The organism is Sphingopyxis sp. NFH-91 (assembly GCF_021401285.1).
GTDB lineage: Bacteria > Pseudomonadota > Alphaproteobacteria > Sphingomonadales > Sphingomonadaceae > Sphingopyxis > Sphingopyxis terrae_A.
Map to the genome: position 1 here is coordinate 262424 of NZ_JACBGA010000003.1, position 23935 is coordinate 286358.

The 23935-nt window shown below is 65.3% G+C and carries 21 protein-coding genes; 10 read left to right on the forward strand and 11 right to left on the reverse strand.

Features of this window, described 5'->3' with window-relative positions; translation table 11 throughout:
* Positions 1–10 precede the first annotated feature (10 nt).
* Genes L0963_RS09395 through L0963_RS09410 form a run of 4 tightly spaced genes read left to right on the forward strand, consistent with a single transcriptional unit; the run spans position 11 to position 5956 of the window.
* Positions 11–1237 (forward strand): TolC family protein, encoded by a 1227-nt coding sequence (locus tag L0963_RS09395; protein WP_003046442.1) that lies wholly within the window; start codon positions 11–13, stop codon positions 1235–1237.
* Complete coding sequence (locus tag L0963_RS09400) at positions 1234–2460, forward strand: efflux RND transporter periplasmic adaptor subunit (protein ID WP_234179284.1); 1227 nt, start codon at positions 1234–1236, stop codon at positions 2458–2460. The genes L0963_RS09395 and L0963_RS09400 overlap by 4 nt, the downstream gene beginning before the upstream one ends.
* Entirely contained in the window at positions 2457–5591 is a 3135-nt protein-coding gene (locus L0963_RS09405; protein ID WP_037553279.1) for an efflux RND transporter permease subunit, read from the forward strand. The genes L0963_RS09400 and L0963_RS09405 overlap by 4 nt, the downstream gene beginning before the upstream one ends.
* On the forward strand, positions 5588–5956 hold the full coding sequence (locus L0963_RS09410) for a copper-binding protein (protein ID WP_003046451.1): 369 nt from the start codon (positions 5588–5590) through the stop codon (positions 5954–5956). The genes L0963_RS09405 and L0963_RS09410 overlap by 4 nt, the downstream gene beginning before the upstream one ends.
* 84 nt (positions 5957–6040) lie before the next feature.
* On the opposite strand, the gene L0963_RS09415 is transcribed toward L0963_RS09410, so the two are convergent.
* Positions 6041–6442, reverse strand: a complete 402-nt coding sequence (locus tag L0963_RS09415) for a MerR family transcriptional regulator (RefSeq protein WP_003046453.1) — start codon at positions 6440–6442, stop codon at positions 6041–6043.
* A 174-nt stretch (positions 6443–6616) separates the two neighbouring features.
* Here L0963_RS09415 and L0963_RS09420 point away from each other — a divergent pair, with 174 nt between their 5' ends.
* Together L0963_RS09420 and L0963_RS09425 are read left to right on the forward strand one after the other, a co-directional pair.
* Positions 6617–6874, forward strand: coding sequence for a hypothetical protein (locus L0963_RS09420; protein WP_003046455.1), 258 nt, complete (start codon positions 6617–6619; stop codon positions 6872–6874).
* The gene (locus tag L0963_RS09425; protein ID WP_081611194.1) at positions 6867–7094 is read left to right on the forward strand and encodes a GDCCVxC domain-containing (seleno)protein; all 228 of its coding nucleotides are present in this window, start codon (positions 6867–6869) and stop codon (positions 7092–7094) included. Before L0963_RS09420 ends, L0963_RS09425 begins: the two co-directional genes overlap by 8 nt.
* A 35-nt stretch (positions 7095–7129) precedes the next feature.
* Here L0963_RS09425 and L0963_RS09430 read toward each other — a convergent pair whose 3' ends face one another.
* Positions 7130–7543, reverse strand: coding sequence for a MerR family transcriptional regulator (locus L0963_RS09430; RefSeq protein ID WP_003046458.1), 414 nt, complete (start codon positions 7541–7543; stop codon positions 7130–7132).
* 70 nt (positions 7544–7613) lie between these two features.
* On the opposite strand from L0963_RS09430, the gene L0963_RS09435 reads away from it, so the two are divergent.
* From L0963_RS09435 to L0963_RS09450, 4 genes are all read left to right on the forward strand, one after another.
* Entirely contained in the window at positions 7614–8255 is a 642-nt protein-coding gene (locus L0963_RS09435; protein WP_037553278.1) for a cation transporter, read from the forward strand.
* A gap of 5 nt (positions 8256–8260) precedes the next feature.
* Positions 8261–10207, forward strand: coding sequence for a cytochrome c/FTR1 family iron permease (locus L0963_RS09440; protein WP_003046463.1), 1947 nt, complete (start codon positions 8261–8263; stop codon positions 10205–10207).
* Positions 10208–10333: 126 nt separating this feature from the next.
* A complete protein-coding gene (locus tag L0963_RS09445; protein WP_003046466.1) occupies positions 10334–11023 on the forward strand; it encodes a helix-turn-helix transcriptional regulator in 690 nt (229 codons plus the stop codon).
* Positions 11024–11070: 47 nt separating this feature from the next.
* A complete protein-coding gene (locus L0963_RS09450) occupies positions 11071–11730 on the forward strand; it encodes a class I SAM-dependent methyltransferase (protein WP_037553277.1) in 660 nt (219 codons plus the stop codon).
* Positions 11731–11757: 27 nt separating this feature from the next.
* On the opposite strand, the gene L0963_RS09455 is transcribed toward L0963_RS09450, so the two are convergent.
* The 9 genes from L0963_RS09455 to L0963_RS09495 all read right to left on the reverse strand — a co-directional run bounded on the left by L0963_RS09455 (position 11758) and on the right by L0963_RS09495 (position 23932).
* The gene (locus L0963_RS09455) at positions 11758–12063 is read right to left on the reverse strand and encodes a hypothetical protein (RefSeq protein WP_003046472.1); all 306 of its coding nucleotides are present in this window, start codon (positions 12061–12063) and stop codon (positions 11758–11760) included.
* Between the two features lie 191 nt (positions 12064–12254).
* Positions 12255–12899, reverse strand: a complete 645-nt coding sequence (locus L0963_RS09460) for a DsbA family protein (protein ID WP_003046475.1) — start codon at positions 12897–12899, stop codon at positions 12255–12257.
* Entirely contained in the window at positions 12896–13330 is a 435-nt protein-coding gene (locus L0963_RS09465; RefSeq protein WP_003046478.1) for a disulfide bond formation protein B, read from the reverse strand. Before L0963_RS09465 ends, L0963_RS09460 begins: the two co-directional genes overlap by 4 nt.
* Entirely contained in the window at positions 13327–13812 is a 486-nt protein-coding gene (locus L0963_RS09470; protein WP_003046480.1) for an SRPBCC family protein, read from the reverse strand. The genes L0963_RS09465 and L0963_RS09470 overlap by 4 nt, the downstream gene beginning before the upstream one ends.
* A 13-nt stretch (positions 13813–13825) precedes the next feature.
* Entirely contained in the window at positions 13826–17005 is a 3180-nt protein-coding gene (locus L0963_RS09475; RefSeq protein ID WP_003046483.1) for an efflux RND transporter permease subunit, read from the reverse strand.
* Positions 17006–17049: 44 nt separating this feature from the next.
* Complete coding sequence (locus L0963_RS09480) at positions 17050–19590, reverse strand: heavy metal translocating P-type ATPase (RefSeq protein ID WP_003046486.1); 2541 nt, start codon at positions 19588–19590, stop codon at positions 17050–17052.
* A gap of 190 nt (positions 19591–19780) precedes the next feature.
* Positions 19781–20251, reverse strand: coding sequence for an SRPBCC family protein (locus tag L0963_RS09485; RefSeq protein ID WP_003046490.1), 471 nt, complete (start codon positions 20249–20251; stop codon positions 19781–19783).
* Positions 20252–20332: 81 nt separating this feature from the next.
* Positions 20333–20677, reverse strand: a complete 345-nt coding sequence (locus tag L0963_RS09490) for a DUF190 domain-containing protein (protein WP_003046493.1) — start codon at positions 20675–20677, stop codon at positions 20333–20335.
* 12 nt (positions 20678–20689) lie between these two features.
* Entirely contained in the window at positions 20690–23932 is a 3243-nt protein-coding gene (locus L0963_RS09495; RefSeq protein WP_003046495.1) for an efflux RND transporter permease subunit, read from the reverse strand.
* Positions 23933–23935: the final 3 nt, after the last annotated feature.

Here is a 23935-nt window from a genome sequence, read left to right on the forward strand (position 1 = left end):
GGGGGACATCATGCGCCCATATTTTACGGCAGCCTTGCTTGCGCTGCCCTCGGCTCTTCACGCCGAGCCGATGACGCTCGATTCGGCGCTCAGCCGAGCAGCATCGGAGGCACCCGAACTGCAAAGCCGCGAAGCGGGCGTCGACGCCGCCCAATCGGCGGCGATCGCCGCCGACCGGCTGCCCGACCCGAAACTCAATATCGTCCTCCAGGATTTCCCGGTGACCGGACCCGACGCGGGCCGGTTCAATCGCGACGATTTCACGATGCAGGTCATCGGCGTCAGCCAGGATTTTCCGAACCCCGCCAAACGCCGCGCGCGCGCGACCCGCGCGCAGGCCGACATTGGAATCGCCCGCGCCGACGAAGCGGTCACCGCGCAGGACATCAGGCTCGCGACCGCGCTCGCCTGGGTCGATCTCTATTATGCCAAGAAGGAGCTGAAGGAACTCGACCTGCTCGATAGCGGCCTCGAGGACCTTCAATCGACCGTGACGGCGCGGCTTGCCAGCGGTGCGGCGCGCCCGGCGCAGGCGCTCGAACCCGATCAGCTTCGCGCCGCGATCAACGATCGCCGCAGCGCGCTCGCCGCCGAGATCGCCCGCGCCCGCGCGCAGCTCGCCCGCTTCACCGGCGACCCCGCCGCCGACACGCTCGGCGACTTGCCGCCGCAGTCGATCGACGAACAAGGATTGCGCGCCGGCATCGACGCCCTGCCAAAGCTCAGAGCACTCGATGCCCGCGCCCTCGCCGCCGACGCCGAGACCGGTCTCGCACGCGCCGACAAGCGACCCGACTGGAGCGTCAACGCGGCCTATGGGCGCCGCGAGCCCAATTACGGTGATCTCGTCACGGTCGGGGTCACCGTCGACCTGCCCTTCTTCTCGAAAAAGCGGCAGGACCCCAAGATCGCCGCGCGCGCCAGCGAGGCGATGCGCGCCCGGCTCGACCGCGAGGCTGCCAAGCGCGACATCGCGGCAGCGCTCGACGCCGATCTCGCCGATCACCGCATGCATCATGAGCAGCTCGCCAATGCACGTACGCGGCTCGTGCCGCTCGCGAAGAAGCGCGCCGAGCTCGATCTTGCAAGCTACGCCGCCGGAAAGCTCGACCTCGGGACCGCGCTCCTGTCGACTCTCGCGCTTGCCGAGGCCGAAGTCGATGCGCTGGCGCGCGAAGCCGAGGTCGCGCGCGACGCGATCCGGATCAATTATATTTATGGGGAGGCAGGTCGATGACCGATGCAACATCAGCGGCGCGCTGGCGCGTCGCAATCCTGGCCACGGTGCTGATCGCGGGCGGCGGCGGTTATTGGTTGGGACAGAGCGGCAAGAGCGATGCACCAACCGAGACGGCAAGCGGCGGGCGCAAGATCCTCTACTATTATGATCCGATGTTCCCGAACCAGAAGTTCGACAAGCCCGGCAAGTCGCCCTTCATGGACATGCAGCTCGAGCCCAAATATGCCGACGAGGGTGGCGGCGCGGCGCCCGGCGTGTCGATTGACCCGTCGGCGCGTCAGAGCCTCGGCATAAGAGTGGTCGCGGCCGAAATGGGGAGCCTTGCCGCAACCTTCGACGTCAACGGCAGTATCGATTTCAACCAGCGCGATGTCGCGATCGTCCAGGCGCGCTCGGGCGGCTTCGTCGAACGCGTCTATCGCCTCGCGCCTGGCGATGTCATCGGCGCCGGTGCGCCGATCGCCGAATTGCAATTGCCTGAATGGGGCAGCGCCCAGAGCGAATATCTGAGCGTCAAGAAGCTCGGCAAACCTGAACTCACGGCGGCCGCGCGGCAGCGGCTGCGGCTGATGGGCATGCCCGAAGGCGTGATCGCCGAGGTCGACCGGAGCGGACGGACCGGCGGCAGACTGACGGTGCGCGCGCCGATCGGCGGCGTGGTCCAGACGCTCAATGCCCGTGCAGGCGTGACTCTCGCCTCGGGGCAGACACTTGCCGAAATCTCGGGACTTGGAACGGTGTGGCTCAATGCCGCGCTCCCCGAAGCGCAGGCCGGACTGGTGAAGATCGGCCAACCTGCCACCGCGAACCTCACCGCCTTTCCCGGCGAGGCTTTTACCGGGCGGGTCGTCGCGATCCTGCCGACCGCAGCGGCGGACAGCCGGACGCTGACAGTGCGCATCGAGCTCGCCAACCGCGGCGGTCGCCTACGCCCCGGCATGTTCGCCGTCGTCGCGCTCGGCGGGGACGCCAAGCCAACGCTGCTGGTGCCAAGCGAAGCGGTGATCCGCACCGGCACGCGCAGCATCGTGATGCTCGAGAAGGGCGACGGACGCTACCATCCCGCCGAAGTGGTCGCCGGACGCGAAGGCGGCGGCAAGACCGAGATATTGCGAGGGCTCGCCCCCGGCGAGAAGGTCGTCGCGTCGGGCCAGTTCCTGCTCGATTCCGAGGCGAGCCTGACCGGTCTCACGGTTCGTCCGCTGGAGCCAGCGCAATGATCGCACGCATTATTCGCGCCTCGGTCGCGGCGCGCGGGCTTGTCGTCGCTTCGGCGCTGATCCTGACCTTGCTCGGGATCGCCGCGGTGCGCACGACTCCGGTCGACGCCCTGCCCGACCTGTCGGACGTCCAGGTCATCGTCCGCACCAGCTATGCGGGACAGGCACCGCGGATCGTCGAGGACCAGGTCACCTATCCGATCACGACGACGATGCTCTCGGTGCCGGGCGCGCGCGTGGTGCGCGGCTACAGCTTCGTCGGCGACAGCTTCGTCTATGTCCTGTTCGACGACGGCACCGATCCCTATTGGGCGCGCAGCCGCGTGCTCGAATATCTGAGCCAGGTGCAAAGCCGTCTCCCCGAGGGCGCGCGCGCGAGCATCGGTCCCGACGCGACCGGGGTTGGCTGGATCTATGAATATGCGCTCGTCGACAAAAGCGGCCGCCACGATCTTGCCGAACTCCGCAGTCTTCAGGACTGGTTCCTCCGCTTCGAGCTTAAATCGGTTCCCGGCGTCGCCGAGGTCGCGAGCATCGGCGGCATGGTGCGCCAGTATCAGATCATCGTCGATCCGCAGAAGCTCGCCGCGTTCGGGGTGACTGCAACCGACGTCGCCGACGCCCTCAAGCGCGCCAACCAGGAAAGCGGCGGCGGCTCCCTAGAACTCGCTGAGGCTGAATATATCGTCCGCGCGAGCGGCTATCTGGAGTCGCTCGACGACTTCCGCGCCGTCCCGATCCGCACCGCCGCGGGCGGACTCCCGGTAACGGTCGGCGATGTCGCGACGGTGCAGATCGGTCCCGACACAAGGCGGGGCATCGCCGAACTCAACGGCGAGGGCGAAGTCGCGGGCGGCGTGATCGTCATGCGCGAGGGCAAGAATGCCCGCGAAGTCATCGACGGCGTGCGCACCAAGCTCGCCGAGCTCAAGCGCAGCCTGCCGCCCGGGGTCGAGATCATCACCACTTATGACCGCTCGGGGTTGATCGACCGCGCGGTCGACAATCTTACCTCGAAGCTCGTCGAAGAGTTCATCATCGTCGGGCTCGTCTGCGCGCTCTTCCTCTGGCACGCGCGCTCGGCACTGGTCGCGATCCTGACGCTGCCGCTCGGCATCCTCATCGCCTTCATCGTGATGCGGCTGCAGGGACTCAACGCCAATATATTGTCGCTCGGCGGCATCGCCATCGCGGTCGGTGCGATGGTCGACGCTGCGGTGGTGATGATCGAAAATGCCCATAAGCATCTCGAACATTGGGAGCGCGATCATCCGGGCGAGGAACTGAAAGGCGCCGAACGCTGGCGCGTCATCACCGACGCCGCCGCCGAGGTTGGGCCCGCCCTCTTCCTCAGCCTCCTCATCATCACCTTCTCCTTCCTCCCCATCTTCACGCTCGAAGGCCAGGAGGGACGGCTCTTCTCGCCGCTCGCCTTCACCAAAACCTATGCGATGGCGGCCGCCGCGATCCTCTCGATCACGCTCATCCCGGTGCTGATGGGCTGGCTGATCCGCGGTAAGATACCCGCCGAACAGAGTAATCCGGTCAACCGCTGGCTGACCCGCATCTATCGCCCGGCACTCGACTGGGTGCTCGAACGGCCGAAAAAAGCGCTCGTGATCGCCGGCCTCGTCTTCGCCACCAGCCTGTGGCCGATGACCCAGATCGGCGGCGAGTTCATGCCGCAGATGCACGAAGGCGACCTCCTTTACATGCCCTCGGCGCTACCCGGCATCTCGGCCGCAAGGGCATCGAGCCTGCTCCAGCAGACGGACCGACTGATCAAGACCGTGCCCGAGGTCGAGAGCGTGTTCGGCAAGGCGGGGCGGGCCGACAGCGCGACCGACCCCGCGCCGCTCGAGATGTTCGAGACGACGATCCGCTTCAAGCCGAAGGACCGTTGGCGCCCCGGCATGACCGAGGAGAAATTGATCGAGGAGCTCGACGCGCGGGTCCGGGTTCCGGGGCTCGCCAATTTCTGGATTCCCCCGATCCGCAATCGCATCGACATGCTTGCGACCGGGATCAAGAGCCCGGTCGGCATCAAGGTCGCGGGCTCGGATCTTGCCGGGATCGATCGCACCGCCAAGCGCATCGAAGCGGTCGTCAAGACCGTACCCGGCGTAGCGTCGGCGCTGGCCGAGCGGCTGACTGGTGGGCGCTATATCGATGTCGACATCGATCGCGCCGCCGCAGCACGCTACGGCCTCAATGTCGCCGACGTGCAAGCGATCGTCTCGGGCGCGATCGGCGGCGAGACGATCGGCCAGACGGTCGAGGGGCTCGCCCGCTATCCGATCAGCGTCCGCTACCCGCGCGAGCTGCGCGACAGTATCGGCGAGCTCGCGAGCCTTCCGGTCCTGACGCCGTCGCGCCAGCAGATCACGCTCGGCACGGTGGCCAGAGTCAAGGTCAGCGACGGGCCGCCGATGCTGCGCAGCGAGAATGGCCGCCCGGTGACCTGGATCTACGTCGACAGCCGCGGCCGCGATTTGCAGGGCCTCGTGCAGGACATCCAGCGGGCGATCGCGCGCGATGTCGATCTGCCGCCCGGCGTCAGCGTTTCCTACACCGGGCAGTTCGAGTTCCTCGTTCGTGCGACCGAGCGGATGAAGGTCGTCGTGCCGGTCACGCTCGCGATCATCTTCCTGCTGCTCTACCTGACCTTCCGCCGCTGGGACGAGGCGCTGCTCATCATGGCGACCCTGCCCTTTGCGCTCACCGGCGGGCTCTGGCTCCTCTATCTGCTTGGCTATAACCAGTCGGTCGCGAGCGCGGTCGGGTTCATCGCGCTTGCGGGCGTTGCCGCCGAGTTCGGGGTCGTCATGCTCATCTATCTCAAGCATGCGCTCGCCGATCGCAGCGACGGCCACATATTGGCCGCGGTTCGCGAAGGCGCGCTGCTCCGCGTCCGCCCGAAGGCGATGACCGTTGCGGTTATCCTCGCGGGCCTGTTCCCGATCCTCGTCGGGACCGGCACCGGCTCCGAAGTGATGAGCCGCATCGCCGCGCCGATGATCGGCGGCATGCTCACCGCGCCGCTGCTGTCGATGCTTATCATTCCCGCCGCCTATCTGCTGATGCGAAGGCGTGCGGCTCATCCCGTCCAACCCGAAGGAGAAACGACATGAATAAACTCACTGCGATTACGCTCAGCCTTGCGCTCGGCGCTGGACTTGTCGCCTGCGGCAAGCAAGGCGAAGCACCGAAGACGGAAGAAAAGGCCGCGATGGCCGATGACACAGGGACCATGGCGGCCCCGGCCGAAACGAAGCATGGCAAGGGCACGGCGACCGTGACCGCGATCGATACGGCAAAAGGCCAGGTCACGCTCGATCATGGCGCGATCGCCGAACTCGAATGGCCGCCGATGACGATGGGTTTTGCGGCGAAACCCGAGCTGCTGAAGGACATCAAGGTCGGCGACAAGGTCGCGTTCGAGCTCAATTGGGACGGCAAGGCCGGGACGATCACCAAGCTCGACAAGGCGCCGTAACGCGCCGCCATTGCGCGCGGTGGCCCTAGTTGCCGCGCGCAATGGCTGCTTTGGGGCGCTGGCGGAAGACGGCTGTACTCGAACCTAGTCGGACAGCGCCTCCAGAAGCGGGCAGCCCCCGGCATCGCCGGCGCCGCACGCCTCGACAAGATCGCCCAAGACAGCGGCCATCCGGTCGAGGTCGGCGCGCTTGGCGAGGACGTCGGCAAGCTGGCTCTCGGCCATATGGCGCGCCTGATCGCAGCTATGGCCGCCGCCTTCGGCAAGAAGGAGCAAAGTCCGGACCGTATCGAGGGGAAACCCCAGTTCGCGCGCGCGGCGCACAAATGCAAGGCGCCGCACACCAGCTGAATCATAACGGCGAAATCGCCCGTACCGGACCGGCGCGGGCAGAATGCCGATGCGCTCATAATAGCGGATCGTCTCGATATTGCAGCCGGTAAGCCGAGAAAGCTCGCCGATGGGGATGGTGCTTGAGGGGGCCATTGCGATTCCGCTTGCATCTGTAGTCACTACAGATGGTAGACTTGCCGCTACCGCGAAACAAGGAGTTTGAATTTGGCTGGAGATGCAAGGCGTCCAAAAGGATTTGGGGCCATTTCGCTGGCGCTTGGCGGGATCGCATCGGGCTTTCTCGCAGCCACCTGCTGCGCCCTCCCCATGCTGCTGGCCTCGGCGGGGCTCGGGTCCGCCTGGCTCGTCGGCATAGCGGTCCCGGCCGCGCCCTACCGGCTCTGGTTCGTCGCATTCGGCGCAATTTCGCTCGTCGCCGGTGGCGTCCTGCTGGCGCGCCAGCAGATGCGCGCGGCGCGCTGCGGCGCCGATGGCCTGTGCGTGCCCGCGTCGCTGCGCTTTGTGACCCTGATCGGACTGCTCCTCGCCGCCGTCCTCCTCTGGCTCGGCTATCGCTATGCTTGATCCCTCGCCGGTCCTGCAATCGACGCTGACGTGTCCGCTCTGCGGTCAAATCGCCGACGAAATCATGCCCACCGATGCGTGTCAGTATTTCTACGACTGCAAGGGATGCGGCGCGCTGCTCAAGCCGCTGCCAGGAGACTGCTGTGTCTTCTGTTCCTATGGCACGGTACCCTGCCCGCCAATACAGGTTGACGGCGGCAAGGGCAGTTGCTGCGGCTGAGCCGCAAGCCGCCGACAGTCCCGATAGCGCGGCGGCTAGGCATTTCCGGCGGCGATGGCCTCGATGACCCGGCAATCCGACACCGGCCCGCCATCGCAGAGCTGGACGATACGGGCAAGTTCAGCACGGAGCCGCGCCATCCGTTCCAGCTTTTCATCGACATCGAGCAGGTGACGCGCCGCAACTGCGCGGATTTCGGCGCAGTCCTGCCCCGGCCCCAAGGCCAGCGCCGTCAACGACCGGATTTCATCGATCGAAAAGCCGAGGCCGCGGGCATTGCGGATGAATGCGAGGCGCCCGACATCCTCATCCCCGTAGGTGCGCCGGCCAGAGGCTGTGCGCGCTGCGCAAGGCAGCAATCCGATATCCTCATAGAAGCGGATCGTGTTTACCTTGGTGCCGGTGCGTTTCGCCAGGCCGCCGATCGGCAGCCGCGTGTCGCGCGCCATCTCCCTTCCTCTCAGTCTCGTTTCGATTTCAGCTTGCTTCTACAGTTACTGTAGAATGTAGAACAGGGGAATGAGCAACGACAGCAATTGCGGCTGCACGGGCGACACCGTCAGGGCCGAACGCGATCCCGCCTATCGAAGGGCCTTGTGGATCGTCGTAATTCTCAATCTCGGCTTCGGCGCGATCGAGATCGTCGGCGGGTTCATCGCCAACAGCCAGGCGCTGAAAGCCGACTCGCTCGACTTTATCGGCGACGGCACGATCACGTTGGCCGGCCTCGTCGCGATAGGCTGGACTGCGCTCGCCCGCACGCGTATCGCCTTAGCCCAAGGCCTGTTCCTGCTGTCGCTTGGCATAGGGGTCATCGGCGTCGCGCTGTGGCGTGCCCTGACCGCGGTTCCGCCCGAAGCCGAGCTGATGGGCGGCATCGGCGCCGCCGCCCTCCTCGTCAACCTCACCTCGGCCGCGGTCCTCTCGCGGTTCCGCGAAGGCGACGCCAATGTCCGGGCGGTGTGGCTGTTCAGCCGCAACGACGCGATCGCCAATGTGGCGGTGATCATCGCCGCCGGCCTCGTCGCATGGACCGGGCAAGCCTGGCCCGACCTTGCAGTCGCCGCCATCATTGCCACGCTTTTCCTGCATTCGGCCTATGAGATTCTACGCAGCGCGCGGACCGAATTGCGCGAACTGTCGACTGTGCCCGGACAATAGGGCCAATGCCCCCCGCCCGCCGCTTTCTCTCTCTGCTGATCGCGCTCGCTGCAATCTGCGGCCTCGTCGTGCCGACGGCACAGGCCCGCACTGATGCCGGCGAAGTCCAGACCATCTGGCGCCTGCTGGACTATGTTGCGGTCGACTATGGTGGAGCGGTCTCGAATGGCGCGGTGACGAGCACGGTCGAATATGCCGAGATGACCGAGTTTTCCGCCACCGTTCGCAAGGGGATCGAAGCGCTTCCGGTATCCCCGGCGCGGGCTCGCCTTGTCAGTGAAGCGGGACAACTCCAGACGGCGATCGCATCGAAGGCGGACCCCGGCAAGGTGGCTGGCCAGGCGCGCGGACTCGCGGCGGACCTCCTCGCCGCCTACCCTGTGCCCCTCGCGCCGCGCAACGCTCCAGATCCCCGGCGCGGAGCCCAAGTCTATCTGGAAAATTGCGCCAGCTGTCACGGCGCGCGCGGCGATGGCAATGGACCTCAGGCCAAGGGGCTCGACCCGGCACCTATCGATTTCACCGACGCCGGACGCGCTCGCAAGCGCAGTCTGTTCGCGCTCTATCAGGTGATAGGACAGGGGCTCGAAGGCACGTCCATGCCCAGTTTTGCCCATTTGCCCTCCGACGACCGCTGGGCGGTAGCAGCCTATGCCGGTGGATTTGCCTTTCGCGACGTCGCAGCCGGCCGGCGTGTCTGGAACCAGACCCCTGCGGCGCGCGAACTGGTCCCCGACCTGCAAGCCTTCACGAGTCTCAGCCCGGAAGTGCTTGGTCGTGGGCTGGGATCGGAGCAGGCCGACGCGCTTACCGCCTATTTGCGCTCAGATCCCCAAGCATTGACAACCGCTTCGCCCGCGACGCTTGCGGTTGCCCGTGACAAATTGGCGCAAAGCCTTGCCGCGTACCGCAAGGGAAATCGGAGCGAGGCAGAGCGTCTCGCGCTGTCCGCCTATCTCGACGGTTTCGAACCGATTGAGCCGATCCTGACGACGCGCGATTCCGCCCTTATGGCGCAAATCGAATCCGCGATGTCCGATTATCGCGTGTCCATCGCGCGAGGTGTGCCGGTCGATGCGGTCGCGGGTAAAGCCGCCGCAGTCGAAACCCTTTTCGCCGATGCCGAAGCTGCACTGTCTCCCGATGCAGCCAGCGACGCATCGACCTTTGTCGGGGCGCTTACCATCTTGCTGCGCGAGGGTCTCGAAGCGCTTCTGATCATCGTGGCGATGATCGCTTTCTTACGAAAGGCCGAACGGCCTGAGGTCCTACCCTATGTCCATGGCGGCTGGATCGCAGCCCTGGCAGCCGGCGGCGCAACCTGGGCAGTCGCGACCTATGCAATCTCGATCAGCGGAGCGAACCGCGAGTTGACAGAGGGATTTGGCTCGCTTTTCGCCGCAGTCGTTCTCGTCTGGGTCGGCATCTGGATGCACGGAAAGTCACATGCGGAGAGCTGGCAGCGCTATATTCGCGAAGCGATGGGCAAAGCGCTTTCACGTCGCTCGGCCTGGTTCCTGTTCGGGCTCGCTTTCCTCGTGGTCTATCGGGAAGTCTTTGAGACCATCCTGTTTTTCGCAGCTCTCGCCGCGCAAGGAAGCCGCAGCGCGATCGCCGCCGGAGCCGGAACCGCAGTGGTGATCCTGGCAGCAATCGCATGGGTCATGCTTCGTTACAGCCGGGTCCTGCCGATCGGAAGATTTTTCGCTTACAGCTCTTCGCTCATCGCTATCCTCGCGGTTGTCCTGGCCGGCAAGGGCGCGGGCGCGCTACAGGAAGCCGGCCTCCTCGGCATCACCCCGCTAGCTCATTTTCCCCGCTTCCCGGCGATGGGGATATTTCCTTCGCTCGAACCGTTGTTGCTCCAGCTTCTCGCGCTTGCAATCCTCTGGATCGGCTATCGTTACAACAGTCGGCAACATCGCCGCATCGAGACAGCGCCCGGTCGATGAGGGGAATCATCACGGGGTCGGCGCACTCCTCCTTGGCCGTAAGACGGCTTCCGAAAAGAGCCTCCGAGCCAGAGTGCTTACCCGGCGCCCGTTACGCACACGAGTTAGGCCTGCTATTGCGACCCGATGCCCGAAACGTCCAACTGGAACGGCCGACTTAGCCTCGGCGACTATCATGCTCTCTGGTCGGGTTCGGTTGGCGATGCCGCCGCGCACCGCCATTTTGCGGCGCAGGCAGTGTTTTGTGCCGAGCCGCTTACCGTGGTCGATGCTGATGGCGCGCGCCTGTCGGGGCGTTGCTTGCTCATCGAACCCGATACCGTGCACCGGCTGCTCCCCGCGCCCACGGCTGAATTATGGTTCGTCGAGCCGACAGTGGTCTTCGGTCCGCCGGTAGATCTGAAAGACCGGCTGATCTGCTCCGATCCGATTCATGTCGCGCTGCCGGGACAGCGGTCCTTCTGGAAAAACTGGCTCACGCGAGGCGCCCGACCCCCGCTCGATCCGCGCATCACCCGCGCCGCCGCCTCGATTGACCGCCTGATCCCCATGGGCTCTGTCCGTCTCGCGGCTGTGGCGGAGGAGAGCCGCCTTTCGCTCGGCCGCTTCCGGCATCTCTTTGCCGCCGAGATCGGCATGCCCTTCCAGCGCTTTGTGCTCTGGCGAAGGTTGATTATCGCCTTCGACGAATTGGGAATGCGCCGCAGCGCGACCGAGGCCGCACACATGGCAGGGTTCAGCGACAGCGCGCATTTCGCCCGCACGATCAAGGCGATGTTCGGTATCCGGGCAAGCGACCTTTTCATCGAATCATAGCCTCTCCGTTCAAGCCGGTGCGTGATCGCGCCTGGTAGAGGCGCATCATGTCAGACGCACACAGAGACTTCGTCCCGGCACTCGGCAAGAGCGGATCGCTCGACCGCTACGATGCCGCCATAGCCCTCATGACCAGAGAGAAAAGATGGCGAAGCGACTTGCTGCGCTTCGCCGAACCGCGGCCGGGCGAGCGGATCGTCGATATCGGGTGCGGCACGGGAACCTTTGCGATCGCCCTCAAGCAGGCGGCGCCGGAGAGCATCGTTCTGGCGGTCGATCCCGACCCCGCCGTGCTGGAAATCGCGCGCGCCAAGGCTGAGGTTGCCGATGCCGAGATTCGATGGTTCGAGGCTATGGGCGACGAGCTGGACGGCATCGACGCACTCCGGCAATGCGACAAGATCGTATCGAGCCTGGTCCTTCACCAGTGCCCGATGGCCGTTAAGGAAGCGATTGCCGCGCAGATGTTCAGGCTCCTGAGGCCGGGCGGGACCCTTTTCATAGCCGACTATGGCGAGCAGCGCTCGCTGCTGATGCGCATGCTTTTTCGACAGATCCAGCTGCTCGACGGGTTCGAATATACCGAACCCAACGCTAAGGGCTGCGTCCCGGTGATCCTTAAAGCCGCGGGTTTCGAGGCGGTCGAAGAGATGAGAGTCATCCCGACGCCGACCGGCTCGATTTCAATCTATGGGGCGAAGCGGTAGTTTCTCGCCCGGCCCGCGCGGTCGCGGCTAGCCGCGCCAGTGACGCCCGCGGTGATGGTGGTGCATCCGGCGCTTCTGATAGCGCCGCTCGTAGCGGTCCCGCCGTTCATAGCGGCGATCATGGCCGCGGTAGTAGGGATCGTAGCCACGATAGCCACGATCATAGCCATAATTGGGCACGCCGTGGCGTGAGGAACGATAGTCGCGGTCATGACCACGTGGCGCGTCATGTCCGCGGCTATATCCCCCGCGATCGCCATGGTGCTGGGCAAGCGCTGTTCCGGGGAGCGCGAAGGCGAGCATCGCGGCCGCGATCGTCATCAGTTTTCGCATGTCAGTCTCTCCTTTTCGTGGCGTTCAAAATCCCCCTTCATGTTTGAATGCGCTGTGAATATTGGCTCCGATGCTGCCGATCGGACGGTGACCCGGCGTCTCCATGCGACAGGCCGATGGCGGGAGAGACAGTATCGCGCCGCATGGTGGGCACCCGTCCCGCGTGGACGAAGCGGGACGGGTGCGGGCCCTCATTTGCCCTTTGCCGCTACCGCGGCCTGGACTCGGGCCTCGACCTGTTCGGGGCTCGGCTGGACGAGCATCTCGCCATTGACGAAGAAGGTCGGCGTGCCCCGGACGCCGACCGCACGCGCGTCGGCGATGTCCTGCTCCATCCAGGCCATCGCATCGGTTGTCGGCATCGCGCGCGCCTTCGCGACATTGAGGCCGGCCTTCTCGGCGGCCGCCCAGGCACCGTCCATCTTGCCGTCGTGCCATTCGGGCTGCGCTTCGAGCAGGGCGGCCGTCACCGGCTCGAGCTTGCCCTGGACGCGGGCGGCTTCGAGGATCACGATCGCCTCGGCCGAGCCGGGGTGCAGCGGCAGGTAGCGCATAACGAGACGCACATCCTTGGGATATTTGGCAACGATGCCCTTCACCGTGGGATAGAAGGCGCGGCAGGCCTCGCACGACGGGTCGAAAAATTCGACGATGGTGACCGGGGCATTTTTCGGTCCGATGATCGGCGAATGCGGGCGAATGAGGCTGTCGACGGGCCCCGCCACGACCTTCTTCGTGGGTTCGCCCTCGGCGGTTCCGCTGTAGAGCATCGCGCCGCCGGTGAAAGCGAGTGCGGAAACGACAAGCGTGGCCACCACTCCGATGCGTTTGTTCATGATTTCAGTCTCCTTTGGAAGTTGAGCAAGAGGGTGAGGATGAGCGCGAACGCGGTCAGCGACGGGAGGGGCAGCGGCACGCCTCCGATTGCCATGCTCTCTCCCGAGCATGATGGACCGCCGGTGCAGGGGACGATCGGGGCCGGAATGACGCCGACGTAGAGCAGGCTATGATAGAAAGCGACGAGACCACCGCCCGCAGCCAGCGCCAGCCCATAAGGAACGATGGCGCGGTCCGACCTGAACGCCGCGATGCCGAGAATGATCGCAAGCGGGAACATGAAGCTACGCTGGAACCAGCAGAGGTCGCACGGCGCCTGGCCCATGACCTCGCCGACGAAGAGGACGGCCAGGCTCGACAGGAGGGCGATTGCCCAGGCCGCGCCGAGCGGACGCCATTTGTGCGGCGCGAGCAGCGGAAAGCTCGTCATCGCCGGCCACCTTTGAACTTGGACTTGGGCCGTCGCGGCGGCGGTGGCGGCTTGCTGTATTTGGACTTGAGGTAGCTGAGCAGGATGCCGTCGATCGACGCGATCATTCGCTGGAAGCTGGTCTTGATGCCGGGAAGCCGGAGCCAGGCAAAGGGCCCGCGGCAACGATAGCGGTGAACGAACTTCGTCCCGCTCGCCGTCGGCGTCAGGATATAACTCTCCTCGAACTGGAGGATGAAGCTCGGCTTGACGTCGAGTATCAGCTCCTCGCCCGGGCGCGCGGAGAGCACCGCCGCGGAGACTTCGAGAAACTTGGGCTTGTGCGGATCCATGCGCATCGAATAGCGGATCGCGATCGGGTCCTCGGCAAGCTGCTCGATCCGGACATAGGGATTCCAGATCCGGTGGTTCTCGAAATCGCCGAGGACCGCCCATATCTGCTCCGGACTATAGGGGAGGTCATGCTCCCGCTCGAACTCCATCAGCTTAACTCCTCTATCGATCGGCCGCCGGGCTTTGCCCCGCGCCGATGTCGGTGACGCCCGCAGGCGATGGGTCGGCGTGCGCGCCGCCCGTCGTGAACCAGCGGCGCAAGCGCGGGACCATCCGGCGTTCGAAGCCCGCCGCGAGGCTGAAGGACGCCGGCACGATCAGCAGTGTCAGCATCGTCGACAGGATGAGCCCGCCGATCACCGTGACCGCCATCGGCGCGCGCCATGCGCCGTCGCCGGTGAGCGACAGCGCGGTCGGGATCATGCCCGCGACCATCGCGACCGTGGTCATCAGGATCGGCTGCGCGCGCTTGTGTCCGGCGTCGACAATCGCCTCGTCGCGCGGCACCCCCGACGCCATTTCCTCGATCGCGAAGTCGACGAGAAGGATGCTGTTCTTGCCGACGATACCGAGCAGCATCAGCACGCCGATGAACACGGGAAGCGAGAGCGGATAGCCCGTCAGCAGCAACGCGACCGCCCCGCCGAGCGGGGCGAGCAGAAGCGAGCCCATGTTGACGAAGGGCGGGATGATCTTGCGATAGAGTAGGATCAGCACAGCGAGCACGAGAAAAATCCCCGATACGACCGCGATCGCGAAGTTGCGCAGCATCTCGGCCTGCCACTTGGCGCTCCCGAGTACCAGCCGCGTGACCCCGGCGGGCAGCGCCTTGAGCGCCGGCAGCGCCTCGACCTTGTCCATCGCCTGACCGGTCACGAGACCCGGAGCCAGGTCGGCCCCGATGGTGAGCTGGCGCACTTGGTTGGTCCGATTGATCTGGGTCGGGCCGGCGCCGAAGCCGATCTCGGCCACAACCGAGAGCGGCACCGTTCCCCCGTTCCGGGTCGGAACAGGCATATTGCGCAGCGTATCGAGCCGCTCGCGCGCGGTTTCCGCAAGCGCGACGCGAACGGGGATTTGCCGGTCGGACAGCGAGAATTTCGCGCTATTCTGGTCGATCTCGCCCAATGTCGCGACGCGGATCGACTGGCTGAGCGCCTGCGTCGTCACGCCGAGCTGCGCCGCGAGCGCGAAGCGCGGGCGAATGACGATCTCGGGGCGCTGAAGATTGCCCTCGACACGCGGCGACCGGATTTCCTTCACGCGGGCCATCTCGGCAAGCAGCCGGTTGCCGACATCTTCGAGCTTCTTCGGGTCGTCGCTGCCGAGCGTGATCGAGATGTCGCGGCTGCTGCCGCCGCCGCCGCCATGCTGCGACTGGAAGTTGATTCGGGCATCGGGAACCTGCGCTAGCCGCGGCGCGCGGTCCTTTTCGAACTCGGTCGAGGTCAGCTCGCGGTCCTTGCGCAATTTCAGATAGACCGTCGCCGTGCCGACATCGATCCGCGACAGGGCGGATTCGACGAGCGGGTCGCGCTTCATGAGATCGGTCACCTCGTCGGCCACTGCCTCGGTCTGTTCGAGCGTTGCGCCCGGGGCGAGCTGGATGGCCACGCGGCTCGTGTCGGAATCGATCGACGGCTGGAAGGTCATCGGGAGCAGCGAGAAGCTGAAAATGGTCGCAAAGAGCGCCAGCACACCGATGCCGACCACCCAGACGCGATGGTCCTTGATGTAACCGAGCCATTTCCAGCGCCCGCCGCGCGCACGCGCGGCAGCGGCCCCGCTGGTGTCGAGGCTCCAGCGCAAGATGCGCATATAGGTGTCGATCAGCGGGCCCTCGCCATGCTTTTGCGGACCCTGCGCAGAGAGAAAATAGGCGGCGAGCATGGGTGTGATCATGCGCGCGACCGCGAGGCTCATCAGCACCGCGGCCACGACCGTCAGTCCGAAATTCTTGAAATATTGCCCGGCGACGCCCGGCATCAGCCCGACCGGCAGGAACACCGCGACGATCGTCATGGTTGTCGCGAGCACCGCGAGGCCGATCTCGTCGGCCGCATCGATCGAGGCCTGATAGGCCGATTTGCCCATCCGCATGTGGCGCACGATATTCTCGATCTCGACGATCGCATCGTCGACCAGCACGCCGGCAACGAGGCTGAGCGCGAGCAAGGTCATCATGTTGAGCGAGAAGCCCATGAGGTCCATGAACAGGAAGGTCGGGACCGCCGACAGCGGGATGGCGAGCGCCGAGATCAACGTCGCCCGCCAGTCGCGCAAGAAAAGGAAGACGACGACGACCGCGAGGATCGCGCCCTCGACCATCGCATTGATCGCCGAATGATATTGGCCTTTGGTATATTCGATATCGCTGAACAGCTCGGTGAATTTGACCTTGGGGTTTTCCTTCTCGAGTTTTCGCAGCTCCTCGACCGCAGCGTCATAGACGGTCACATCCGAGGCGCCCTTGGCGCGCTCGAAGCCGAAGGTCAGCACCTGCCGCCCGTCCTGCTTCGAGACCGAGCGCTGCTCGGCGTAGAGATCCTTGACCTCGGCGATATCGGCGAGGCGCACGGTCCGGTTCGTCCCGACCGAGATTAGCGTCTCGCCGAGCGCGTTGGCGCTGCTCGCGTTCCCGAGGATACGCACCGCCTGCTCGGAGCCCGCGACCTCCATCCGGCCGCCGGCCGCATTGACATTGAGCTGGACGAGCTGGGTGTTCACCGCGGCGGCGGTAAGGCCGTAGGCGCGCATGCGTTCGGGGTTGAGGATGACGCGGATTTCGCGGCTGACGCCGCCCCGGCGATAGGCGTCGCCCATGCCGGGGACCGCGATCAGCCGCTTCGCGACGACATTGTCGACATACCAGCTCAATTCCTCGAGCGTCATATCGGTGGCCGAAGCCGACCAATAGGCAAGCGTGTTGCCCGAGGTAGAGAGGCGGATAACCTGCGGTTCGAGGATGCCGTTCGGCAGGTTGCTGCGGATCTGGGTGATCTTGTCGCGAATGTCAGTCACCGCCCGGTCGATCGGCGTGCCGATCGCGAACTGGACGAAGGTCTGCGACTGGCCTTCGGTAACCGTCGAATTGAGCTCGTCGATCCCCTCGATCGTCCGCACCGCCGCCTCGACACGCTGCGTGACCTGCGTTTCGAGTTCGGTGGGCGCGGCGCCCGGCTGGGCGATGATGACGATGGCGCCCGGAAAATCGATGTCGGGATCGCTCTGGACCCCCATCATGAGGAAGGAGACGATGCCCGCCACCGTCAGACCGAAGAACATGACGAGCGGCGGGATCGGGTTCCGGATGGACCAGGCCGAGATATTCTTGAAGTTCATCCTCTCTCCCCCTTCCGGTTCGATCCCACCGCGACTGTGCGCCCTCAGCCCATGCTGCGATCGCGATAGGCGAGCAGGCGAAGCGCGTTGGCGACGACGACGAGGGTCGAGCCTTCGTGCGCCGCGACCGCCGCACCGATTCCGAGTCCGAAGATCGTCGCCGGCACGAGGACCACGACGACGCCGAGGCTGACCACCAGATTCTGGCGGATGATGCGGCGCGTCTGGCGGCTAAGTCCGATCGCGAACGGCAGATGAGCGAGGTCATCGGCCATCAGCGCGACGTCGGCGGTTTCGAGGGCAACATCGGACCCCGCGGCGCCCATCGCGATCCCGACGGTGGCGCTCGCCATCGCCGGTGCGTCATTGACGCCGTCACCGACCATGGCGACCGGCTGCTGCGCCTTGAGGTCGCGAATGGCGTCGACCTTCTGATCGGGCATCAGGTCGCCCCAGGCCTCGTCGATCCCGACCTCGGCGGCAATCGATTCCGCGACCTTCTGGTGATCGCCCGAAATCATGATCATCCGGCCGATGCCGAGCTCGCGCAGTTTGGCGATCGCGGTGCGCGCCGCTTCGCGCGGCGTGTCCATCAGACCGATCGCGCCAAGATCGCGGTCGCCCATACGAACGACCATCGTCGTGCGGCCCTGCTCGCGGAGGCCGGCGATCGCAGCCGCCACTTCGCCGCCGATCGGCGCGATGCCGTCGGCACCGAACATTTCGGCCTTGCCGATCAGGACGGTTTCGCCCTCGACCTTTGCCGTGACGCCGCGACCCGTCAGGCTGTTAAGGTCGTCCGCCACCGGTACGCGCGTCGACGTCAGCATGGCCTCGCCATCGCGCGCGATGGCAGCGGCAAGCGGATGATCGCTCAGCCGCTCGACCGCCACCGCGATCCGCAGCAGTTCCTCCTTCGGCACGCCGCTGGCCGGCAGGACGTCGGTGATGCGCGGCTTTCCTTCGGTGAGCGTTCCCGTCTTGTCGAACGCCAGCGCGGTCAGCGAGCCGAGATTTTCGAGCGGGCCACCGCCTTTGACCAGCACGCCGCCGCGCGCCGCACGCGCAACGCCCGACAGGACGGCACTCGGCGTCGCGATCGCGAGCGCGCACGGGCTTGCCGCGACAAGGACCGCCATGGCGCGATAGAAGCTGTCGCGGAACGGCTCGTCGACAACGACCCAGGCGAAGAGCAGGACGAACACAAGCGCGAGCACGCTCGGCACGAAGATGCGCTCGAACTTGTCGGTGAAGCGCTGGGTCGGCGATTTCTGCGTTTCCGCCTCGCTCACCATCTTCACGACCTTAGCGAGCGTGGTATCGGCCGCAAGACGGGTTACCGCGATCTCGATCGCGCCATAGCCGTTGATGGTGCCCGCGAAGACGCGATATTTTGCGTCGAGTGCATCGGGCTTTGCCGCGGCCTGCGCACGATCGGCCACCGGTTCCTTGTCGACGGGGACGCTCTCGCCGGTCACCGGAGCCTGATCTATCGCCGTGCGGCCAACGACGACGAAGCCGTCGGCGGCAAGACGCTCGTTGGGCTTGACGATGACGGTGTCGCCAATCGCCAGCTGCTCGACCGGGACTTCGCGAGCCGTCCCGTCGGCATCCTTCACCGTCGCGGTCTGCGGCGCCAGCTCCGCAAGCGCCTCGATTGCGCGCTTGGCGCGGCCCATGGCATAATGTTCGAGCGCATGGCCGAGGCTGAAGAGGAAGAGGAGCAGCGCGCCTTCGGCCCACGCACCAAGCGCGGCAGCGCCGGCCGCGGCGACGAGCATCAGCGTGTCGATCTCGAAGCGCTTGAGCTTCAGATTCTCGATGGCCTCGCGGACAGTGAACCAGCCACCGAAGCCATAAGCGGCAATATAGAATGCGAGCGGCACCCACTCCGGCGCCGCGGCGAGCTTCTCGATCGCAAAGCCGATGCCGAGGACGAGACCGCACAGCAGCGCGAAGATCAGCTCGGTCCGCTCGCCGAAGATGCCGCCATGATCATGGCCATGGTCGTGGCTATCCTCGCCCGTATGGCCATGTTTGTGATCTGGCCCATGCGCGTGATCCGGACCATGGTCATGGCCATCATCGCCATGTTGGTGGGCGGCTTGTGCCGGGGCAGCCGCGGCGACGGCAGTCGATTTCTGAGTGACGCCCATATCCGAGAGTGTCTTTCTGATCATTTCGATGGAGGTCTCCGAGCGCTGGAACTCGGCGCGCAGCGTACCGGCGGCGCCGACTTCGGCCTCGATCACGCCCGGCATTTCGCGAAGCTTCAGTCCGATCGTCCGCGCGCGACGGGCGTGGCCGACGCCTTCGAGGTCATCCCAGAAGAGATGCTGATACTGGCCGGTGAGCTCGGCACCGGCGCTGCGCGCGAGCTGCCGCACGCGTTCGAGCGGGAGAATATCCGGACGGTAATGGATGCAGAGCTGTGGCGGCGAACCGTCGCTTGAGCGGACAACATGGACCTTGTCGACGCCTTCGCGTCCTTCGAGTTCGCTCGTCAGGCGCGCGACGCAGCGGTCGGCGGTATCGGCGACTTCGGGGAGGAGAAGCGGAATATCGAGCCGCAACTGGTCACTCATGATGCCATCCTTTTCTGTTGGCGGTCGGCAATGCGATCCGGGCGCATGTTAAACGCGCGGCAGGATGAGGTGCGGGAGCCATTGCGGGATGCGACCCGGCTCCCGCACCTCCCTGACAGCCGGAAATCCCTGCCCGTGGTGAGGGGGGCGATTGAGAGGGGCCTCCGACGGCCAGGTTTCGAATTCAAGATCATGCGCGGCGCCCGCTTGGCCGCGCGTAGCGGGACTGAACTGTCGTGCGACGGAGTTGCTGTTCGAGCGCCATGTTCGAGCGCTTGAGAAAAACGCTGCAAACCCGCCGCAGAATGGGATAGCCGAGCCATGAGAAGAGACCCGCGCATTCCAGGCGATGGGTAACCTCCACCCCTTGGCCGAGCTTTTCGAGCCGGTAGCTCTCCTCGATGACGAGCAGCCCGCGCGTGCCTGTCCGCCAGGAGAAGCCCGTCAGCCAGTCGAGGCCGGTTATCCGCCCCTCGGATGCAAATTCCGGACCCCGCTTCCCGCGCGGAGAATAGACATAGCCTACGCGCTCATCATCTCCCGGACGATCGGTGAAACGGAGCGTCGGATGCCAGTCGTCGTACCGCTCGATATCGACGAGCAGTCGCCAGACCCGCCCGATCGGGACCGGCAAGCGGAGCGAGGTGCCTACCGAGAACATCGGAGACCTCCTCGCTCGCACGAGCTGGTCCGCGACGCAGGCCGGGGACCTGCGCCGCGGTGTAGACCGGCAAGATGCCGGTCAGCTCTGAACATCGGGGGGCTCCGCGGCGGATTTCCCGCCGAGGATTTCGACCGCTTCGAGCGTGATGAGCCCGATGTCCGGTATTTCGGTCAGCTGCGCCGCAAAGTCGCGGAGCCGCTGCTCCTCGTCGATGATCTCGATCACGACCGCCCGGTCATTCTCCAGCGCATGCTTGCGGTGGAGATGCGCCGAGCGACCGAAACCGAGAACCGCTTCGAGCACCGTAACGCCTGCCAGCTTTTGCTGGCGAGCGAGTTCGGAAATGAACTCGAAGACCCGCTGATCACCGAAGAAGGCGGATTCATCGGTGTAGATGCGCAAGAGCTTGGATGCTTTTGTCATGACAGTCTCTCCCTATTCCGTGACCGGCTGGACCGCCGACTCCGCTTTTCGCTTGAGGAACTTCGGCTGCCAGTTCGCCCCGAGGACGACTTTTGCGATCGCGGGGAGAACGAGCAGCGTCAGGATGGTCGCCGCGATGAGACCGCCGATGACGGTCGTCGCGAGAGGCTTCTGCACCTCGGCACCCGTGCCGGTCGCGATCGCCATCGGCACGAAGCCGATCGCGGGCACGAAGCCGGTCATGATCACCGCACGCATCTTCTCGGTCATGCCCTCGCGGATTGCCTCCGTGAGCGGGACATCATTCTCGAGCCGTTCGCGGATCGCCGTCATGACGACGAGACCGTTGAGCACCGCGACGCCGGCAAGGCAGATGAAGCCCACCGCCGCCGACACCGAGAAGTTGATGCCCGTAAGCGCGAGAGTGAACACCCCGCCCGCGAGCCCAAGCGGCACGGCGAGGAACACGGCGGTCGCGCGCCCGAACGTGCCGAGCGCCATGTAAAGCAGGATGAAGATGCCCGCGAAGCAGAGCGGCACCACGATCGAGAGCCGCTGCGATGCGGCCTGCAGACTTTCGAACTGCCCGCCCCATTCGAGGTAATAGCCCGCCGGAAGCTTCACATTGGCGATCTTCGCCTGCGCTTCGGCCACGAAGGATCCCGCATCGCGGCCTTCGAGGTTCACCTGCACGACGACGCGCCGCTTGCCATTTTCGCGGCTGATCTGGTTGAGCCCTTCGGTCAGCCGGATCTGCGCCACCTGGGCGAGCGGTATCTGTCCGCGATTGCCGCCCTCGGAGGGCAGCAACACGGGCAGCGCGCGGATGTCGTCGAGATTGACCCGGGTCGCGTCGGGGACGCGAACCGTGATGTCGAAGCGCCTGTCGCCCTCATAGAGCAGGCCGGATTCCCGCCCGCCGAGCGCCGCCGACACCGTATCGGCAACCTCCTGTACCGAGAGACCGTAGCGCGCGATCGCATTGCGATCGAGCTTCACGTCGAGCGTCGGAGCGCCGCCCACTTGGTCGGCCTTGACGCTGCCCGCACCCGGTATGCCCTGGAGCACGCGCACCATCTCGTTCGCCGCGAGCGACATCTTGTCGAGGTCGTCCCCGTAGAGCTTGATGGCCACGTCGCCGCGAACGCCCGCGATCAGTTCGTTGAAACGAAGCTGGATCGGCTGGCTGACTTCATAAAGCTGGCCGAGCTGGCCGCCAGCGGCTTTCTCGATACGCTCGACGACATCGGCCTTCGAATCGACACCTGCCGGCCACTGATCCTGGGGTTTCAGGATCACGAAACCGTCGGAGATGTTCGGCGGCATCGGGTCGGTCGCCACCTCGGCCGTACCCGTCTTCGAAAACATCAGCTCGACTTCGGGCAGGCTCGAGATCGCCGTCTCGACGTTGCGCTGCATGACCAGAGACTGTTCGAGGCTCACCGAAGGCACGCGCGTCGAGGCAAGCGCCATATTCTTCTCGTCGAGCTGCGGAATGAATTCCGAGCCGAGCAGTCCGAACGCCGGGATCGCAAGGACGAAGAAGGCAAAGCCGCCGGCGATGAAAGCCCACGGCTTGGCGAGCGCCTTGTCGAGCAAGGGCAGGTAGCGCTCCTTCGACTTGCGGATCGCCCAGACTTCCTTCTCGGCAACCTTGCCGCGAATCATCAGCGCGACAAGCGCCGGAACCAGGGTGATCGCGAGAATGAAGGCCGCAACGAGCGCGAGCATGATGGTGATGGCCATCGGCGAGAAGGTCTTCCCCTCGACGCCCGTAAACATCAGCAACGGCGCGAAGGCCAGTAGGATGATCGCCTGGCCGAAGACGGTCGGTTTGATCATCTCCTGGCTCGCGCGCATCGTCTCCTCGAGACGTTCGCGAAGGTTGAGCAATCTCCCTTCATGCTCCTGCCGGTGCGCCAGTCTGGCGAGGCAGTTTTCGATGATGATCACCGCCCCGTCGACGATCAGACCGAAGTCGAGCGCGCCGAGGCTCATCAGGTTACCGGGGACCCGGAAGGCGTTCATGCCCATCGCCATCATCAGGAAGGAGAAGGGAATGACGAGCACCGCGATGATCGCGGCGCGCCAGTTGCCGAGCAGGAAGAAGAGCGCGGCCGCTACGAGCAGCGCGCCTTCGGTGAGGTTCTTTTCAACCGTGCCGACGGTTGCGTTCACGAGCTTGGCGCGGTCGAGTACCACCTTCACTTCGACGCCGGGCGGCAGGGTCTTCGACACCTGCGCGATCTTCGCCGAAACATCCTCCGCAACAGTGCGGCTATTCTGCCCGATCAGCATGAGCACGGTCCCGATGACCGCCTCCTTGCCGTTCATGCTGCCCGCACCGGTTCTGAGGTCGCCGCCGATCTTCACATTGGCGAGCTGTCCAACCGTCACGGGCACGCCGCCGCGCGTCGCGACGACGGCGTTGCGGATTTCGTCGACCGAGCGGACGCGTGCATCGACGCGCACGAGATAGGCCTCGCCTGCCCGGTTATAGTAGTTGGCACCGACCGCGAGGTTGGCGCGTTCAAGGGCTTCGCCCAGTTCGCTATAGGAAATGCCGTAGCTGGTGAGGCGGGTCGGATCGGGTTCGACCACGAAGGTCTTGGCATAGCCGCCGATCGAGTCGACGCCGGCGACGCCGCCGACCGACTTCAATTGCGGGCTGACGATCCAGTCCTGGACCGTGCGAAGATAGCCCGATTTGGCGATCTCGTCGGTGAGGATATCGCCCTCGGGGGTCAGATAGCTGCCGTCGGGTTGCCAACCTGGTTGGCCCGCGACCTTCTTGGCGCCCTTCCCGTCGGGATTTTTGTAGCCGACGGTGTACATGACGACCTCGCCGAGACCCGTCGTGACGGGACCGATCTGCGGCTGGGCCCCGTCGGGAAGATTCTCGCCCGCCTGGAGAAGCCGTTCGCCCACCTGCTGGCGCGCGAAATAGAGGTCGGTTTCATCGGTGAAGATTGCCGTCACCTGGCTGAAGCCGTTGCGCGAGATCGAGCGTGTCGTCTCGAGCCCCGGAATGCCGGCGAGCGAGATTTCGATCGGATAGGTTACGAGCTTCTCGATTTCGACCGGCGAGAGACGCGGATCGATCGTGTTGATTTGCACCTGCTTGTTGGTGATGTCGGGAACCGCGTCGATCGGCAGCTTGGTGAGCTGCCATACGCCGAGTCCCGCGATCACGAGGAAGAGAAAGAGTACCGCCCAGCGCGCGCGGACGGATAGCGCCATCAGTTTCGCGATCACGGT

Excerpts from the sequence above, each read along its gene's own strand:
- L0963_RS09395 (WP_003046442.1), top strand. The coding sequence starts at position 11 with ATGCGCCCATATTTTACGGCAGCCTTGCTTGCGCTGCCCTCGGCTCTT.
- L0963_RS09400 (WP_234179284.1), top strand. The coding sequence starts at position 1,234 with ATGACCGATGCAACATCAGCGGCGCGCTGGCGCGTCGCAATCCTGGCC.
- L0963_RS09405 (WP_037553279.1), top strand. The coding sequence starts at position 2,457 with ATGATCGCACGCATTATTCGCGCCTCGGTCGCGGCGCGCGGGCTTGTC.
- L0963_RS09410 (WP_003046451.1), top strand. The coding sequence starts at position 5,588 with ATGAATAAACTCACTGCGATTACGCTCAGCCTTGCGCTCGGCGCTGGA.
- L0963_RS09415 (WP_003046453.1), bottom strand. The coding sequence starts at position 6,442 with ATGGCCCCCTCAAGCACCATCCCCATCGGCGAGCTTTCTCGGCTTACC.
- L0963_RS09420 (WP_003046455.1), top strand. The coding sequence starts at position 6,617 with ATGCTGCTGGCCTCGGCGGGGCTCGGGTCCGCCTGGCTCGTCGGCATA.
- L0963_RS09425 (WP_081611194.1), top strand. The coding sequence starts at position 6,867 with ATGCTTGATCCCTCGCCGGTCCTGCAATCGACGCTGACGTGTCCGCTC.
- L0963_RS09430 (WP_003046458.1), bottom strand. The coding sequence starts at position 7,543 with ATGGCGCGCGACACGCGGCTGCCGATCGGCGGCCTGGCGAAACGCACC.
- L0963_RS09435 (WP_037553278.1), top strand. The coding sequence starts at position 7,614 with ATGAGCAACGACAGCAATTGCGGCTGCACGGGCGACACCGTCAGGGCC.
- L0963_RS09440 (WP_003046463.1), top strand. The coding sequence starts at position 8,261 with ATGCCCCCCGCCCGCCGCTTTCTCTCTCTGCTGATCGCGCTCGCTGCA.
- L0963_RS09445 (WP_003046466.1), top strand. The coding sequence starts at position 10,334 with ATGCCCGAAACGTCCAACTGGAACGGCCGACTTAGCCTCGGCGACTAT.
- L0963_RS09450 (WP_037553277.1), top strand. The coding sequence starts at position 11,071 with ATGTCAGACGCACACAGAGACTTCGTCCCGGCACTCGGCAAGAGCGGA.
- L0963_RS09455 (WP_003046472.1), bottom strand. The coding sequence starts at position 12,063 with ATGCGAAAACTGATGACGATCGCGGCCGCGATGCTCGCCTTCGCGCTC.
- L0963_RS09460 (WP_003046475.1), bottom strand. The coding sequence starts at position 12,899 with ATGAACAAACGCATCGGAGTGGTGGCCACGCTTGTCGTTTCCGCACTC.
- L0963_RS09465 (WP_003046478.1), bottom strand. The coding sequence starts at position 13,330 with ATGACGAGCTTTCCGCTGCTCGCGCCGCACAAATGGCGTCCGCTCGGC.
- L0963_RS09470 (WP_003046480.1), bottom strand. The coding sequence starts at position 13,812 with ATGGAGTTCGAGCGGGAGCATGACCTCCCCTATAGTCCGGAGCAGATA.
- L0963_RS09475 (WP_003046483.1), bottom strand. The coding sequence starts at position 17,005 with ATGAACTTCAAGAATATCTCGGCCTGGTCCATCCGGAACCCGATCCCG.
- L0963_RS09480 (WP_003046486.1), bottom strand. The coding sequence starts at position 19,590 with ATGAGTGACCAGTTGCGGCTCGATATTCCGCTTCTCCTCCCCGAAGTC.
- L0963_RS09485 (WP_003046490.1), bottom strand. The coding sequence starts at position 20,251 with ATGTTCTCGGTAGGCACCTCGCTCCGCTTGCCGGTCCCGATCGGGCGG.
- L0963_RS09490 (WP_003046493.1), bottom strand. The coding sequence starts at position 20,677 with ATGACAAAAGCATCCAAGCTCTTGCGCATCTACACCGATGAATCCGCC.